15 protein-coding genes are annotated in these 14,709 nt (G+C 73.5%); 8 read left to right on the forward strand and 7 right to left on the reverse strand.

The features are described 5' to 3' along the window. The first annotated feature begins 21 nt into the window (after positions 1-21). The 3 genes from BMW27_RS21590 to BMW27_RS21600 are packed head-to-tail and all read left to right on the forward strand — an operon-like array spanning position 22 to position 3,549. On the forward strand, positions 22-726 hold the full coding sequence (locus BMW27_RS21590) for a succinate dehydrogenase cytochrome b subunit (RefSeq protein ID WP_245743796.1): 705 nt from the start codon (positions 22-24) through the stop codon (positions 724-726). A gap of 14 nt (positions 727-740) precedes the next feature. Beyond that, positions 741-2,687 (forward strand): fumarate reductase/succinate dehydrogenase flavoprotein subunit, encoded by a 1,947-nt coding sequence (locus BMW27_RS21595; protein ID WP_091448287.1) that lies wholly within the window; start codon positions 741-743, stop codon positions 2,685-2,687. 22 nt (positions 2,688-2,709) lie between these two features. After that, the gene (locus BMW27_RS21600; protein WP_245743797.1) at positions 2,710-3,549 is read left to right on the forward strand and encodes a succinate dehydrogenase/fumarate reductase iron-sulfur subunit; all 840 of its coding nucleotides are present in this window, start codon (positions 2,710-2,712) and stop codon (positions 3,547-3,549) included. A 224-nt stretch (positions 3,550-3,773) separates the two neighbouring features. Here the strand turns inward: BMW27_RS21600 and BMW27_RS21605 are convergent, their stop codons facing one another. From BMW27_RS21605 to BMW27_RS23575, 3 genes are all read right to left on the reverse strand, one after another. Next, on the reverse strand, positions 3,774-6,056 hold the full coding sequence (locus tag BMW27_RS21605; protein WP_091448290.1) for a putative bifunctional diguanylate cyclase/phosphodiesterase: 2,283 nt from the start codon (positions 6,054-6,056) through the stop codon (positions 3,774-3,776). 130 nt (positions 6,057-6,186) lie between these two features. Beyond that, a complete protein-coding gene (locus tag BMW27_RS21610; protein ID WP_091448293.1) occupies positions 6,187-6,810 on the reverse strand; it encodes an LURP-one-related family protein in 624 nt (207 codons plus the stop codon). 89 nt (positions 6,811-6,899) lie between these two features. After that, positions 6,900-7,217 (reverse strand): PspC domain-containing protein, encoded by a 318-nt coding sequence (locus tag BMW27_RS23575; protein WP_175486611.1) that lies wholly within the window; start codon positions 7,215-7,217, stop codon positions 6,900-6,902. Between the two features lie 126 nt (positions 7,218-7,343). Between BMW27_RS23575 and BMW27_RS23580 the strand changes: the two genes are divergently transcribed. Then, complete coding sequence (locus BMW27_RS23580; RefSeq protein ID WP_175486612.1) at positions 7,344-7,967, forward strand: dienelactone hydrolase family protein; 624 nt, start codon at positions 7,344-7,346, stop codon at positions 7,965-7,967. A gap of 1 nt (position 7,968) precedes the next feature. On the opposite strand, the gene BMW27_RS21620 is transcribed toward BMW27_RS23580, so the two are convergent. After that, entirely contained in the window at positions 7,969-9,000 is a 1,032-nt protein-coding gene (locus tag BMW27_RS21620) for an aldo/keto reductase (protein ID WP_091448297.1), read from the reverse strand. Positions 9,001-9,133: 133 nt separating this feature from the next. Between BMW27_RS21620 and BMW27_RS21625 the strand changes: the two genes are divergently transcribed. Further along, the gene (locus tag BMW27_RS21625) at positions 9,134-9,535 is read left to right on the forward strand and encodes a DUF1761 domain-containing protein (RefSeq protein ID WP_175486613.1); all 402 of its coding nucleotides are present in this window, start codon (positions 9,134-9,136) and stop codon (positions 9,533-9,535) included. A 17-nt stretch (positions 9,536-9,552) separates the two neighbouring features. Next, entirely contained in the window at positions 9,553-10,521 is a 969-nt protein-coding gene (locus tag BMW27_RS21630; RefSeq protein ID WP_091448302.1) for a zinc-binding dehydrogenase, read from the forward strand. Here BMW27_RS21630 and BMW27_RS21635 read toward each other — a convergent pair whose 3' ends face one another. Together BMW27_RS21635 and BMW27_RS21640 are read right to left on the reverse strand one after the other, a co-directional pair. Continuing rightward, positions 10,522-11,490 (reverse strand): patatin-like phospholipase family protein, encoded by a 969-nt coding sequence (locus BMW27_RS21635; RefSeq protein ID WP_091448304.1) that lies wholly within the window; start codon positions 11,488-11,490, stop codon positions 10,522-10,524. It abuts the gene before it with no gap. Positions 11,491-11,607: 117 nt separating this feature from the next. Then, complete coding sequence (locus BMW27_RS21640; RefSeq protein WP_091448306.1) at positions 11,608-12,426, reverse strand: SRPBCC family protein; 819 nt, start codon at positions 12,424-12,426, stop codon at positions 11,608-11,610. Between the two features lie 151 nt (positions 12,427-12,577). Between BMW27_RS21640 and BMW27_RS21645 the strand changes: the two genes are divergently transcribed. Continuing rightward, positions 12,578-12,898, forward strand: coding sequence for a hypothetical protein (locus BMW27_RS21645; protein ID WP_091448308.1), 321 nt, complete (start codon positions 12,578-12,580; stop codon positions 12,896-12,898). Between the two features lie 76 nt (positions 12,899-12,974). Here BMW27_RS21645 and BMW27_RS23585 read toward each other — a convergent pair whose 3' ends face one another. Further along, positions 12,975-14,090, reverse strand: a complete 1,116-nt coding sequence (locus tag BMW27_RS23585; RefSeq protein WP_281244781.1) for a DUF4231 domain-containing protein — start codon at positions 14,088-14,090, stop codon at positions 12,975-12,977. Positions 14,091-14,207: 117 nt separating this feature from the next. Here BMW27_RS23585 and BMW27_RS23590 point away from each other — a divergent pair, with 117 nt between their 5' ends. Then, positions 14,208-14,696, forward strand: a complete 489-nt coding sequence (locus BMW27_RS23590) for a hypothetical protein (RefSeq protein ID WP_175486615.1) — start codon at positions 14,208-14,210, stop codon at positions 14,694-14,696. The last annotated feature ends 13 nt before the right edge of the window (positions 14,697-14,709 follow it).

Raw genomic sequence — 14,709 nt, forward strand, 5'->3', positions numbered from 1 at the left:
TGGAGGCCTACCTTTGCCTTCGTGGTGACGGTGACGCAGCCGGGACAGCGCAGGACTCCCAAGGTGGCCAAGACCAACTCGGTGGCCAAGAAGGCCGTCGTGGCGGTCACCGGCATCATCATGGTCCTGTACCTGATCGCGCACATGATCGGGAACCTCAAGGTCTTCGCCGGCCGCGAGTCCTTCAACGGGTACTCGGAGTGGATCCGCACGATCGGCGAGCCGGCCGTCCCCGCGCAGACGACGCTGACCATCATCCGCATCGTCCTGCTGACCGTGGTCATCGCGCACGCCTGGGCGGTGATCTCGCTGTGGCGACAGGCCAAGCGGGCCCGTCCGCACGGCTACGTCACCAAGAAGGCCGTGGCCCAGAGCTACGCCTCGCGGACCATGCGCTGGGGCGGCGTGATCGTCGGCCTCTTCATCATCTACCACATCCTCGACCTCACGATGGGCGTCGCCAACCCGGAGGGTCCCAACGGCACGCCCTACGACCGTCTGATCGCCGGCTTCTCCAACCCGCTGATCACCGCGGTCTACGTGCTCGCGCTGGTCCTGCTCGGCATGCACCTGCGGCACGGCATCTGGAGCGCCACGCAGACCCTCGGGCAGAGCAACAAGCGCCGGGAGAGGACGGTCAACCTCTTCGCCCTCGTGTTCTCCGTGGTGCTCATCGGCGGCTTCCTGATCGTCCCCTTCAGCGTTCTCTTCGGCCTCGTCGGCTAAAGGAGCCCATCGCGATGCCTCTCGACCTCTTCTCCGTCGGCGACCCGATCGCCGACACCAAGGCCCCCCGGGACGTGCCGATCGGCGAGCGGTGGAGCACCCGCCGGTTCCGGGCCCGCCTGGTCAACCCGGCCAACCGCCGCAAGCTGACCGTCATCGTCGTCGGCACCGGCCTGGCCGGTGGCTCGGCCGCCGCGACGCTCGGCGAAGCCGGCTACAAGGTCAAGAACTTCTGGTTCCACGACAGCCCGCGCCGGGCGCACAGCGTCGCCGCGCAGGGCGGCATCAACGCCGCGAAGAACTACCGCAACGACGGCGACAGCGTGCACCGGCTGTTCTACGACACCGTCAAGGGCGGCGACTTCCGGTCCCGCGAGGACAACGTGCACCGCCTCGCCGAGGTCAGCGTCAGCATCATCGACCAGTGCGTCGCGCAGGGCGTCCCGTTCGCCCGCGAGTACGGCGGCCTGCTCGACAACCGCTCCTTCGGTGGGGCGCAGGTGTCGCGCACCTTCTACGCCCGCGGGCAGACCGGTCAGCAGCTGCTCTACGGCGCCTACCAGGCGCTGGAGCGGCAGATGGCGGCCGGCACCGTCGAGCAGTTCGCCCGGCACGAGATGCTCGACCTGATCATCGTCGACGGCCGGGCCCGGGGCATCGTGGCGCGCAACCTGATCACCGGCGAGGTCAGCACCCACTTCGCCGACGCCGTCGTCCTGGCCACCGGCGGGTACAGCAACGTCTTCTACCTGTCCACCAACGCCAAGGGCTCCAACGCCACGGCGATCTGGCGGGCGCACAAGCGGGGCGCGTACTTCGCCAACCCCTGCTACACCCAGATCCACCCGACCTGCATCCCGGTCAAGGGCGACTACCAGTCCAAGCTCACGCTGATGAGCGAGTCGCTGCGCAACGACGGCCGCGTGTGGGTGCCCAAGGAGCGCGGCGACAGCCGCGACCCCCGCGAGATCCCCGAGTCCGAGCGCGACTACTACCTCGAGCGGATCTACCCCGCGTTCGGCAACCTGGTGCCCCGCGACATCGCCTCGCGCCAGGCGAAGAACGTCTGCGACGAGGGCCGCGGCGTGGGCCCGGGCGGGCTGGGCGTCTACCTGGACTTCGGCGACGCGATGGAGCGGCTGGGCCGGCCGGCCATCGAGGCCAAGTACGGCAACCTGTTCGACATGTACGCCCAGATCACGGGCGAGGACCCCTACGAGACGCCGATGCGGATCTACCCGGCGGTCCACTACACGATGGGCGGGCTGTGGGTCGACTACGACCTGCAGTCGACCATCCCCGGCATGTTCGTGATCGGCGAGGCCAACTTCTCCGACCACGGCGCGAACCGCCTGGGCGCCAGCGCGCTGATGCAGGGCCTGGCCGACGGCTACTTCGTGCTGCCGAACACCATCAACGACTACCTGGCCGACGGCCCCTTCGAGAAGGTCGACGACAGCCACCCGGCCGTCGCCGAGGCGCTGCAGGACGTGCAGGGCCGGGTGCAGAAGCTGCTGTCGATCAACGGCAACCGCACCCCCGCCTCGTTCCACCGCGAGCTCGGCCGGCTGATGTGGGACCTGTGCGGCATGGAGCGCTCGGAGGAGGGTCTGCGCAAGGCCCTGGACCGGATCCCCGAGATCCGCCAGGAGTTCTGGACGAACCTCAAGGTCTCCGGCGACCTGGACACGATCAACCCGACCCTGGAGCACGCCGGCCGCGTCGCCGACTTCATCGACCTCGCCGAGCTGATGTGCGTCGACGCCCTGCACCGCGCCGAGAGCTGCGGCGGGCACTTCCGGGCCGAGAGCCAGACCCCCGAGGGTGAGGCGCTGCGCGACGACGAGAACTTCGCCTACGTGGCCGCGTGGGAGTGGACGCCGGAGGGCGCTCCCCCCGTCCTGCACCGCGAAGCCCTCGAGTACGAGTACGTCCACCTCGCCCAGCGCAGCTACAAGTGACGACGACCCAGCGGAGCTACGAGTGACAGCGACACGTGAGGGCGCGAGCTTCGCGTCCGGCACGGAGACCGACCCGGCCATGGCCCCCCACGGCATGACGCTGACGCTGCGCATCTGGCGTCAGAAGAGCCCGTCCGACAAGGGCCGCATGGTGACCTACCAGGTCGAGGACATCTCCCCGGACATGTCGTTCCTGGAGATGCTCGACGTCCTGAACGAGAAGCTCATCCTGGCCGGTGACGACCCGGTGGTCTTCGACCACGACTGCCGCGAGGGCATCTGTGGCAGCTGCGGTCTGATGATCAACGGGACGGCGCACGGCCGCGGCACCTCGGGCGGTCCCACGACCACCTGCCAGCTGCACATGCGCAAGTTCAAGGACGGCGACTCGATCGACATCGAGCCGTGGCGTGCGACGGCGTTCCCGGTGATCAAGGACCTCTCGGTCGACCGCAGCGCCCTGGACCGGATCATCCAGTCCGGCGGTTACATCAGCGCGCCGACGGGGACCGCGCCCGAGGCCCACTCCATCCTGGTGCCGAAGAAGGACTCCGACGCGGCCTTCGACGCGGCGACCTGCATCGGCTGCGGCGCGTGCGTGGCGGCCTGCCCGAACGCCTCCTCGATGCTGTTCACCGCGGCCAAGGTCAGCCACCTGGGGCTGTTCCCGCAGGGGCAGCCCGAGCGCAACGAGCGAGTGGTCAACATGCTCGCCCAGCAGGACCTCGAGGGCTTCGGCGGTTGCACCAACATCGGCGAGTGCTCGGCGGCCTGCCCCAAGGGCATCTCGATGGAGAACATCTCCCGGCTCAACCACGACCTGCTCGGCGCGCTGCGCGCCGGTGCCCGGCCGAAGAGCTGAGGAAGGCCTCCCTGCCTCCGACCGCTCGCTGAAGGTCCCCCACCGCTCGCACGCTCGCGGCGGTACCCAGGACGGGCCGGAGCCTCCGAGCAGGGCCGCCCGGCCCCTGGGTGGAGCCCACCGCCGGAGGGCGGGACCCGGACACGGGTCCCGCCCTCCGGCGCGTCCGGGGCCGGGCGGCTCGGTTCCCGGAGGGGAACTGCAACCGTCGAGGAACGCGGCGGTCAGGCGACCGGGGCGGCCGTCCTGGCCTCCAGCCACGGCTCCAGCTGCTCGGCCGGCAGCGGGCGGCTGAGGTGGTACCCCTGGACGACGTCGCAGCCGAGGGCGGTCAGCGCGTCGACGGTGGCCCGGTCCTCGGCCCCCTCGGCCACGAAGACCAGGCCGAGGGCGTGCGCGAGCTGCAGCGTCGAGGTCACGATCGCCGCCGACCGGTCGCTGTCGTTCATCGCGCTGACGAAGGTGCGGTCGAGCTTGAGCTCGGTCACCGGGAGGCTGGCGAGGTAGGCCAGGCTCGAGTAGCCGGTGCCGTAGTCGTCGATGGAGATGCCGACGCCGGTCCCCCGCAGCGCGGAGAGCACGCGGACGGCGCGCTCCCGGTCCGCCATGAGCAGGCTCTCGGTCACCTCGAGGACCAGCGCGGTCGCCGGGACGCCGTGCCGGGCGAGCAACCCGGCCACCTCGTCGGGGAACCCCTCGTCGACCAGGTTCGACGGGCTGACGTTGACCGCGACGGTCAGCTCCCGCCCGCGGTCGGCCCACGCCCGCCGCTGGGCCAGCGCGGCGTCCAGCACCCGGCGGGTCAGGGGCCCCATGAGGCCGGCGGACTCGGCCAGGTCGACGAACGCGTCGGGGAAGAGCAGCCCGCGCGCGGGGTGCTGCCAGCGCACCAGCGCCTCCACCCCGTCGACCCGGCGGGTCCGCAGGTTGAGCTTGGGCTGGTGGTGCAGCACCAGCTGGCCCTCGTCGATGGCCCGGCGCAGCTGGGCGACGGCCTCGAGACGGTACCGACCGGAGCCGTGGCGCGCCTCGTCGTAGACCACCGCGCAGCTGCGGCCGGCCTTGGCCGCGTACATGGCCAGGTCGGCCATCTGCAGCAGCTCTTCGGCGTGCCCGGAGTGCCGCGGGCCGATCGCGATGCCCACGCTCGCGTCCACGCTGAGCGCCATGCCGGCGAGCTGGAACGGCCGCTCGAGGGTGGCGCACAGCCGCTCGGCCAGGGCCAGCGCGCCGTCCTCGCCCAGGCCGGAGGCCAGGACGACGAACTCGTCACCGCCCAGGCGGGCGAGCAGGTCGCCGCTGCGGAGGTGGCCGGCCAGCCGCGGCCCCACCTCGCGCAGCAGGGCGTCGCCGACGCCGTGGCCGAGGGAGTCGTTGATCTCCTTGAACCGGTCCAGGTCCAGGACCAGCACCGCCGTGGTCCCCCCGGCGGCCATCCGCGCATCGGCGGCGCGGAAGGTCTCGAAGACCTGCCTGCGGTTGGGCAGGCCGGTGAGCTCATCGGTGCGGGCCTGCTGACGGCTGTCGGCCAGGGCGCGGACCTCGCGGAAGGTCAGCGCGGTGCGGGCGAGGGCGGCCACCACGGCGGTGAACGCCAGCCCGCCGGCCAGCGGGTCGCCGTCCTCCAGGTAGCCCCTCAGCAGCAGGACGAGCGCGCCGATGGCGCACAGCCCCGGGACGACGAGTGCCCGCACGCCGAGCAGCTGGTCGGTCCTGCGCGGCATCGGCGGCTGGCAGGCGGCCAGGCCGTAGCCGAGGAACGCCAGGCCCCAGCCCACGTCGAGCGGGCCGCCGACGACGTAGGTCCCGTGGGCGACCTGGTAGGCGTACAGCGCGTCGGTCAGCACGAACAGCGCGGTCCCGGCGGTGAGCCACCACCAGACGGCACCGGCGCCGCGGCCGATGACCACGAGGGCGCCGGCGATGAGCACGAGCAGCAGCAGGTCGGCGATCGGGTAGACCGCGATCAGGACGGCGCCGCGCAGCGCGGTGTCGAGGTAGGCGCCGATGGCGAACGCCGACGCGAACGCCGCCGCGGTCAGCCCGGTGACCACGGCGTCGAGCCACATGCTCGACGTCAGCCGCCTGACCCGCGTCCGGAGCAGCCGGAACAGCGCGACACAGGCCAGCGGGTGGAAGGCGACGAAGGCGAGGTCGAACCAGGCGGGCCGGACGATCGACCCCGGCGCGGCGTCGGCCAGCGCGTAGCCCAGGGAGCCGACGGTGTAGGACCCGACGGCCGCGGCGAAGAGCAGCCAGACGCCCCGGTCCTCCCGCAGGGTCAGCGCCCGCAGGACCAGCAGTCCGGTCAGCCCGACGAGGAACACCCACTTGCCGCCGACCGCGAGGGTGGCGAGCAGGCCGTCCACCCCGAGCCCGTGGGCCAGCAGGGACAGCGCGTAGACCGACGCCAGGACGGCGGCGGACACGCGGACGACCCGCAGCGACCGGTCGGCCGGCTGCCGGGTGCGTCGGCGCCGGACGGCGCGCGCGAGTGCCTGGACCACAGGGAGAGCATCGGTCACCCGACAGCGGCCCTTCAGCCCGCCGCGGCGGGTCCCGGACTCGCCTCACCCCCTGGAGGGGAACGGTGACGCGGAGTCGAACCGACCGGTCGGCGTGGAGCAGCTGCCCGGCTCAGCGGCTCTGCAGCGCGTCCAGGGCGACGGCCATGGACGCCGCGACGCGGAAGTCCAGCCGCGGGTCGGGCACCCTGACGGTGTAGCGGTCGCGGACGGCCTTCTGCCGTTCGCTGGTCAGCACCGGTGCGCCGGTGGCGGTGTCGACGAAGTCGAAGTGGAAGACGAACGGCACCCAGATGTCGCCGATGTAGGGGATGAAGTCCCAGACGCGGCGCAGGATGGCGATCGACTGCCGACGCTCCCGGCCGACGGCGTCGATGCCGGGAGCCGACAGCTCCCAGGTCGAGCGCAGCAGACTGGCGCCGAACTGCTTGCGGAAGTACCCGAGCGGGTTCCCGTACTCGTCGAACACGTCGTGCTCGGCGGCGACGTCGAGCCGCTGCCGCGCCTTGAAGCTGAAGACCGCCCGGCTCCTCGAGGCGTCGGCGTAGAAGACGACCTCCTCCTTGAGCTTCATCCGCTTCTGCTCCGCGAACGCGAGCAACGGCCCCTCGGAGCCGTCGGGGTTCATCCCGACGACCTCGTAGCGGTTGACCATCAGCGTGATCCGCTGCCTGACGAAGAAGCCGGGTACCACCATCGGGGCGGGCTGCTGCTGCGGTCCGGGCGGAACGGTCACGTCGGGTCTCCCGTGCTGGTCGGGGATGGGTGCTGGAGCGTCATCGTGACCCATCGGGACGCCGTCCCGCCGGTCGCGGGCCGTCCTGCTCACACCGAACCGCTCGGCGGAGGGCCGGAGCGGGTCCCGGTGAGGGCGGTGTGCAGCCGGTCGACGAACCCGTCCAGGATCGACGGGGAGCGGTCGGCGGGCAGCGGGGCCGACGGCAGCAGCACCCACAGCAGCAGGTAGACGACGACGCCGGCGCCCCCGGCGACGGTGAGGCCGACGGCGCCGACCCGCCAGAGCACGGCGTCGATGCCGCTGTACTCGGCGAGGCCGCCGCAGACGCCGCCGAGCCAGCGGTCGGTGCCGCTGCGGCGCAGTGCGGGCCGGGTGGGGACGGGGAGCGGGGAGGGAGTGGTCATGGCACGAGCCTGGCCCCGTCCGGGCGGCACGAGAACCGGGGAACACCCGGATCGGTCCCCCGTTCCCCGGGTCGGGGTGGTTCCGGGGCGGGCTCCGGGTGTCGGGTCCGTCGCTACGGTGCAGCAGTGCCCACGAACGACCGCGTCCTCACCGTCGGCCCCGCCGGGGTGCCCGGCGTCCTGCTGCTGCACCCGTGGTGGGGGATGACCCCGGCGGTGCGGGAGTGGGCCGACCAACTGGTCGCCGCCGGACGGCGGGTTCTGGTACCAGACATGTTCGACGGCGCGACGCCGACCACCGAGGCGGCGGCCGAGACCCTGGCCGACGCCGCACTGGCCGACCCGGCCACCGCCGAGCTCGTGGCCGCCTGCGCGGACACCCTCGCGGCCGGCGGCGTCCCGTGGGCGGCGATGGGCTTCTCGCTGGGCGCCTTCCTCGCCTGCCCGCTGGCCGGCCGGGGCGACGCGGCACCCGACGAGCTGGTGCTCTTCTACGGTGGCCGGCCGCCGACCGGGGACGTCCGCACCCGGCGGGTCGAGCTGCACGTGGCCCCGGGCGACCCCTGGTTCACGGCGGAGGAGCTCGACGAGGTCTCGTCGGGCTTCCGCGGCGCCGGGGCCGAGGTCGTCGTCCACCGGTACGAGGGGTCGCGGCACTGGTTCGCCGAGCGGGGCTCTCCCGGCTTCGACGCGGCCGCCGCCGGGCTGGCGCACGACCGTGTCATCGCCCGGCTGCGGACGGCCCGGTAGGTCAGGCGCCGGCGGGTGTCCGGCTGCGCTGTTCGGCGCCGACGTCCCCGTACGGGTAGTCGGCGCGGCCGGGGTCGCTGACGGCGTCCAACCGCGCGACGTCCTCCGGCGTGAGCGTCACGTCGGCCGCACCCAGGTCGTCGCGGAGTTGGTCGACGGTGCGAGCGCCGAGGATGACCGAGGTGACGGCGGGCTGGGCGGCCAGCCAGGCGAGCGCGACCTGCGGCATCGACACCCCGCGCGCCTCGGCGACGCTCTGCACGACCTCCAGCACGTCCCAGGTGCGCTGCCGGGAGCCGACCCGGTCGTAGGCCTCCATGCCGCGGCCGGGGTCCTCCCCCAGCCGGGTCGCGCCCTCCGGCCGCTGGTCGCGGGTGTACTTGCCCGACAGCCAACCGCCGCCGAGCGGGCCCCAGGCCAGCATGCCGAGGCCGTTGTGCAGGCATGCGGGGACGATCTCGAACTCGACGTCCCGCACGAGCAGGCTGTAGCTCGGCTGCAGGGTGACCGGGACGGCGAGGTGCCGGTGCTCGGCGAGGTCGACGGCCTTCTGCACCTGCCAGGCGGTGAAGTTCGACAGGCCCGGGTAGCCGATCGCGCCCGCGGAGACGGCGTCGTCGAGGAAGCGCAGGGTCTCCTCGAGCGGGGTCAGCGGGTCCCAGGCGTGCAGCTGGTAGAGGTCGACGTGGTCGACGCCGAGCCGGCGCAGCGAGTCCTCGAGCGCGCGACGCAGGTGGCGGCGGGAGTTGCCGAGGGCGTTGGGCTCCTCGGTCAGCGGGAAGCGGCCCTTGGTGGCGAGGACGACGCGGTCGCGGACGTCGGCCGGGCGGGACGCCAGCCAGCGCCCGGTGATCTCCTCGGCCGCGCCGGCGGAGTAGACGTCGGCGAGGTCGACCAGCGTGCCGCCTGCCTCGACGAAGAGGTCGAGCTGCTCGTGCGCGCCCGCCTCGTCGGTCTCGGCACCGAAGGTCATCGTGCCCAGGGCGAGGGCCGAGACCGAGCAGCCGCTGCGGCCGAGCGTGCGGTACTCCACGACGGTGCTCCTGTCCCTCGCGATCCCGCTCGACGTTGCCGCAGCCGCCGGGTGATCACCACCGGGAGGGCGGGCTGCCTGGTCTACTGCGGTGGTCTCCGGACCACCGGCGTGCCCCCACCGAGGAGGAATCGTGCGCACCGTCGAGGACCTGTCGGCGATCGGTCTCGCCACCGCAGCAGCCGTTGCCGCGAGCGGGGCGTGGTACGCGGCGTTCGGCCGCCGGCTGGCGCAGCTGCACGACGCCTACGCCGAGGACACCGCGGCGGCCGGCTGGATCGTGCCCGTCGAGCTGGCCCGCAGCGGCACCGTGGCGGTGACCGTCTCCGCCCTCGCCGCTCGCACCGGGGTGACCCGCCCGCGGGACGCGGTGCGGCTCGGCCTGGCACTGTGGGTCGCGTTCCCGGGTGTCCTGCTGACCGGGTCCGTCGTCCACGAGAAGGTCCCGTGGCGGCTGGCCGCCATCCACGCGGGCGACTGGCTGGTCAAGCTGCTGCTGGTGTCCTTGGCCACCGGGGCCCGCCGCCGGCGCTGACGTCGGGAGGGGAGCGCGTGCGACGCATCGTGTGCCGGGAGTTCGGCCCGGTCGACCGGCTGGAACTGGTGGAGGAACCGGACCCGGCCCCCGGGCCCGGTGAGGTGGTCGTCGCGGTCGAGGCGGCGGCCGTCGCCTTCGTCGACGGCCTGATCGTGCAGGGCCGCTACCAGGTGCGGCCCCCGCTCCCCCACACGCCGGGGTCGGCGGTGGCCGGCCGGGTGCGCGCGGTGGGGGCGGACGCCGGCACCGTGTCGGTGGGCGACCCGGTCGTCGTCCTGTCGATGGGTGGTGGGGGGTTCGCGACCGACCTGGTGGCGCCCGCCTGGGCGGTGTCACCGCTGCCGGACGGCGTCCCCGCGGCGGTGGCCGCCACCGCGGTCGAGAGCTACAGCACGCTGACCTTCGCCCTCTCCCGCCGGGTGCAGGTCCGTCCGGGTGAGTGGGTCCTGGTGCTGGGCGCGGGCGGCGGCATCGGCCTGGCCGCGGTGGACGTCGCCCGGGCGGCGGGTGCCCGCGTCGTCGCCGCCGCGTCCACGGAGGCCAAGCGGGACGCGGCGCACGCGGCCGGCGCCGAGGTGACCGTCGACTACACCGACCTGAAGGACCGGGTGCGCGAGGTCACCGGTGGCGGGGCGGACGTCGTCGTCGACCCGGTGGGCGGACCGCTGGCCGAGGCGGCGCTGCGGTCGCTGACCGCGTACGGGCGGTTCTGCGTGGTCGGGTTCGCCGGTGGGGAGATCCCGCGGCTGCCGGCGAACCTCGTGCTGCTGCGCAACCGCACCGTCGTCGGCGTCGACTGGGGCGACTGGGCCCGGACCGAGCCCGAGGCGGCGAGCGCGCTGGTGTCCGACGTCCTCGGCCGGGTCGCCCGCGGTGAACTGCGGCCGCCGGAACCCAGTTGCCTCCCCCTCGACGGGGCCGCGGAGGCGCTGACCCGGCTGGGCCGGCGGGACGTGGTCGGGAAGCTGGCGCTGGTCCCCTGATCAGCGGCCGGCTGCGGCTCGGATGAGGTCGGCGACCTCGGGCCTGGCGGCGTACGCGCCGGTCGCGAGGAAGGACGTCTGGATGACCCCGTTGAGGTCGTGCCGCGACATCATGTCGTTGCCCATGGCGCGCTGCTCGGCCGCGCCGGGAGCGAAGACGACCGTCCGGATCCCCGCTCGCCGCAGCGCCCTGACCTCCTGCCCCAGCAGGCGTGCGGCGTGCCGGCGGGAGGCCGCGTAGACGTCGGGCAGCCACCCCGCCGGGCCGCTCATCGGCGAGATGACGAGAACGAGGTCGAGTCCGCGACCGCGGAGGACGGCGGCGTTGGTCGGCGAGTGGACCCCGCCGTCGACGTAGTGGTCCTCCCCGATCCGGACCGGGGCGAAGTAGCCGGGCACCGCGCACGACGCCGCGACCGCCTGGTGGACCGGCACCTCGGGCGTGCCGGGACGACCGAAGACGATCCGGCGCCCGTCGCGCTGGCGGACGGCGCAGATCCACAGGTCCGGGTCCGGCCATCCCGGCCCCTCGAGCTCGCGGAGCGCGGCCAGTTGCTCGGCGATGTCGTGCTGCCCGGGCGCGATCAGGGCCATGCCGGCCGCCAGCGGCCGGAACTGCCACGGCCGGGCCAGCGCGCGCTGCACCATGTGCCGGCCCGGCAGCCGCAGCGGGCGGCGCAGGACGTGCAGCGGGTTGAAGGGGGCGAGCTCGGGGACGGAGGTGCCGGCCACGTGCCGCAGGACCTCGTCCTCGTCGGACAGCGGTGCCTTCACCGTCCAGGCGGCGAGGTCCTCGGCCGAGACGCCCAGCCGCAGCAGCGTGCCGGTGATGGAGCCGGCCGAGGTCCCGACGATCACGTCCACCGTGCGGGCATCGAAGCCGAAGTCGTGCTCGAGCACCGCCAGCACGCCCGAGTGGTACGCCTGCCCCACGACGCCGCCACCACCCAGCACCACGCCGACGCGCATCACGCAGCGAGCGTGCCAGGCCCCCTGCCGGGTCCGCGACCAGCCCCGGTGTCCGGGCCGACCACCGCGCCGACCGGTGGAGGCGGCGCTGCGCCCGCCTCCACCGGCCGCCGGAGCTCAGCTGCGGCTACCGCCTCCGATCATCGGGTCGTCGCCGCCGTTCCGCACACCCTTCTCGACGCCCTCGGTGGAGGACGGTGCGGTGTAGCCCGCCGGGTCCGACTCCGTGGTCAGCGCGTCGTCCCGCACCACGTCCGGCGGCGGCTGCTCCACGACGGTGACCTCCTGGGGCTGGGTCACGCCCGCCGGCTGCTGCGTCTGCTCGCTCCTCTTCGACGAGGCCACGGCGGCGCCTGCTGCTGCCGCGACGCCCGCCACGGCGGCGACGCCGGCGGCGACGGCCGTCCCCGACACCCCCGCCTTGCCGCTGTCGCCGTGCGAGCCGACGGCGTCCCCGACCCCCGGCGTGCCGACGTCGAGGTCCTCGTTGATCGAGCCACGCCAGGCACCGGTGGCGTAGCCCTCGTCCTCGATCAGCCGCTTGAACCTCTCGAGGTCGGAGTTGACCTGCCGCTCGACGATGCCGAGCTTGTCGCCGATCTGCTCCACGACGCCCTCGGGCTCGTACTCCAGGGTCAGGTACACGATCGTCGAGCTCGGGCCGGCGGCCTCGAAGCGGACCGCCCCGGCGTTGGTGGCCCCGCTGGTCGCGGCCCAGGCGACCTTGCGGTCCGGTTCCTGCTCGAGGACCGAGGCGTCCCACTCGCGCCGGACGCCGGCGATCTCGGCGACCCAGTGCAGGCGCCGGTCGTCGAGCTGGCGGACCTCCTTGACCCCGCCCATGAAGTGCGGGAAGTCCTCGAACTGGGTCCACTGGTTGTAGGCCTGGTTCACCGGTACGTCGACCTGGATCGACCTCTCGACCTTGGTCGTCATGGCTGGTCCTCCCTCGTCACGGGCAACGGAACACCCCCGCTACCCCGGGGTGCGACAGGTGATGCACGTCACCGCTGGGCGTGCTGCGACGGCCGAGGCGGGTGTGACGTGCGGGTTCGCGCCGGCCACGTCGTCCGCCGATGAGGCGGGCATGCGCGCCAGCCACGTCGCCACCGCCCTCGCCGCCTTCCTCGCCGGTTCGACCGCCGCCACGGTCCTGCACCGCCTGGCCGCCCGCCCGACCGCAGCCACCACTCCCCTGCCCGCCGCGCCCGCCGAGGTGCACGACGCCGTCGTCCTGCCCTTCCCGCGCCCCGCGGTCCAGCACCCGGCGGCGCCGACCGCGGCCGCGCCGGCCGTGGCCGCCCCGGTCCGCTGCGGCGACAGCGGCGGCCTGACCAGGGCCGGCGCGCCGTGCGGCGCCCGCGCCACCGCCGGTGGCCGCTGCCACCACCACCCGCTGGCCGCCTGAGCCGTTGCCACGGCAACGCGCGCTCCGGGCCTGAGCGGGCCGGCCGGCTCGGCCCCGTGCACGGCCCTCGGCGACGTCACGGGGCAGCGTTCCGGCCGTCCTCGTCACGGGTCCACGCGGCCATCCAGCTCCCGTTCTCGCGCGCTATGACGTCCTCGCAGTCGCGCACCAACCGGGCCGCCGCTCCGGGGCCGTGGTCCGACGCGTCGCGCCACCGCGTCACCCGGACCCTCAGCTGCCGCGCGGCCGACATGTACACGAGCACCAGTTGCTCATGACGGGCGGCGGCGGTGTGCGCGGTGACGGCCGCACCCACGGTCGTGACCACCGCGATCCAGGCACCGACGGCGTCGAGTCCCGTAGCGGCAGCGGCGGCGCCGAGCAGGGCACCGAGCAGCGCCAACCCGAACTCGCCCGTGCGGAGTCGCGTCAGCTGCCGCTGGTGCCTGGCGGCCCCGGGGACGTAGAACCGGTCGATCTGTGGCTGCACGCGCTCACGCAGGTAGGACGCCACGCCGTCGACCCCAGGCAGGGGCGGGTCCTCAACCGGGCAGTCGATGGTGTGTCCGGCGAGGTCATCGGCGTCGCCCGCGATGGCGGACGTCCGCTTCCCGAGCTCGGCGTCCCGGTCGTCGCCGTCGTAGGGAGGTGTGCGGGTGAGGTAGGAGTAGACCTCTCTCTTGAGGCCCTCCGAGACCGAGCGGGCGCGGGTCCACGCCTCGATGCGGTCGCGGCCGAGTCGCGCGGTCCTGATGACGGGCACCAGCGCGAGCGCGACGGCTGCTGCGACGCTCAGGCCGCGGCCGACGCCGCTGTCGACGCCGACCTGGGTTGCGAGCGTGGCGAGCACGGCGCCGGCGATGGCCAGCGCGAGGACCGTGGTGCGCCACCGCACGATGCGCCTCTTGAGGCGGCTCGCAGCGTGCGACCACCTCCGTTGGTCGGACCACGCCACCAGGAGGGTGGCGGTCGGCGTGCGAGTCGTCACTGCGACCTCCCGCGACCGAGGGAGTCCCGGCGTCGCACCCTGCGTCGAGGCTGACGCCGTCCGGCGCAGCCTCCCGACAGCGCCGCTGGCAGGATCCCAGACCTGCGCCGGTGGTCGGCGCGGCTGCTCGTCGGCTCCCACGACCTGCCGCGGTCGCAGAGCACACGACCCGAGTTCGACGCAGGAAGTCGCCGCGGTACGCATCTGGTGACGATGTCGTGACGCCACATGCCTACCGTCGGAGGGCGCACTCGTCGTGCACTCGACCGGGTCCCGCCCGTCCTCCGTTCGCGAGATCCGGGGATCTCGAGGAGGTGTGACATGCGAGAGACGAGCGTTGCACGAGGATTCCGGTTCGCGACCGTCCTGTCGGTGCTCCTCGTGCTGGTCCTGGCAGGGCCCGGGGTGGCGTCCGGCAAACCGGGCAAGACCTCTCAGGTGGACGACGCGTTCCACGGCAACGCACCCCCACGGAGCATCGAGTGCGTGTGGAGCAGTGGCGACCACACCTACTGGTGCAGTGGGCACAACTACCGCGAGCGGCTCAGCACGCCGAACGGTGGCGGCCTGCTGCAGGCAGGGGGGAACCCGCCTCCCTGGGACTGGGCCAACCCGGGCAGGTTCGAGTGCACCGGCCCGCAGATGGCGCCGAGCAACGTGAAGCCGAGCGACTTCCGGTGTTCGTACGGGCATCGCCATGACCGGGGGTGGCACCGCCACGACTTCGGGATGCACGAGATGCTGATCATCAGCGATCCCTATCCCCCCACGGATCGGTCGATCACCTTCGTGCGGCCGCCTCACAAGTGACGGAGTGGTGCGC

The sequence above is a fragment of the Geodermatophilus poikilotrophus genome (assembly GCF_900111455.1).
Taxonomy (GTDB): Bacteria; Actinomycetota; Actinomycetes; order Mycobacteriales; family Geodermatophilaceae; genus Geodermatophilus; species Geodermatophilus poikilotrophus.

Bases quoted from the DNA above. Each gene is read 5' to 3' on its own strand.
- BMW27_RS21595 (WP_091448287.1), top strand. From the start codon at position 741: ATGCCTCTCGACCTCTTCTCCGTCGGCGACCCGATCGCCGACACCAAG.
- BMW27_RS23575 (WP_175486611.1), bottom strand. From the start codon at position 7,217: ATGACCACTCCCTCCCCGCTCCCCGTCCCCACCCGGCCCGCACTGCGC.
- BMW27_RS21635 (WP_091448304.1), bottom strand. From the start codon at position 11,490: ATGCGCGTCGGCGTGGTGCTGGGTGGTGGCGGCGTCGTGGGGCAGGCG.
- BMW27_RS21640 (WP_091448306.1), bottom strand. From the start codon at position 12,426: ATGACGACCAAGGTCGAGAGGTCGATCCAGGTCGACGTACCGGTGAAC.
- BMW27_RS21645 (WP_091448308.1), top strand. From the start codon at position 12,578: ATGCGCGCCAGCCACGTCGCCACCGCCCTCGCCGCCTTCCTCGCCGGT.
- BMW27_RS23585 (WP_281244781.1), bottom strand. From the start codon at position 14,090: ATGCGTACCGCGGCGACTTCCTGCGTCGAACTCGGGTCGTGTGCTCTG.
- BMW27_RS23590 (WP_175486615.1), top strand. From the start codon at position 14,208: ATGCGAGAGACGAGCGTTGCACGAGGATTCCGGTTCGCGACCGTCCTG.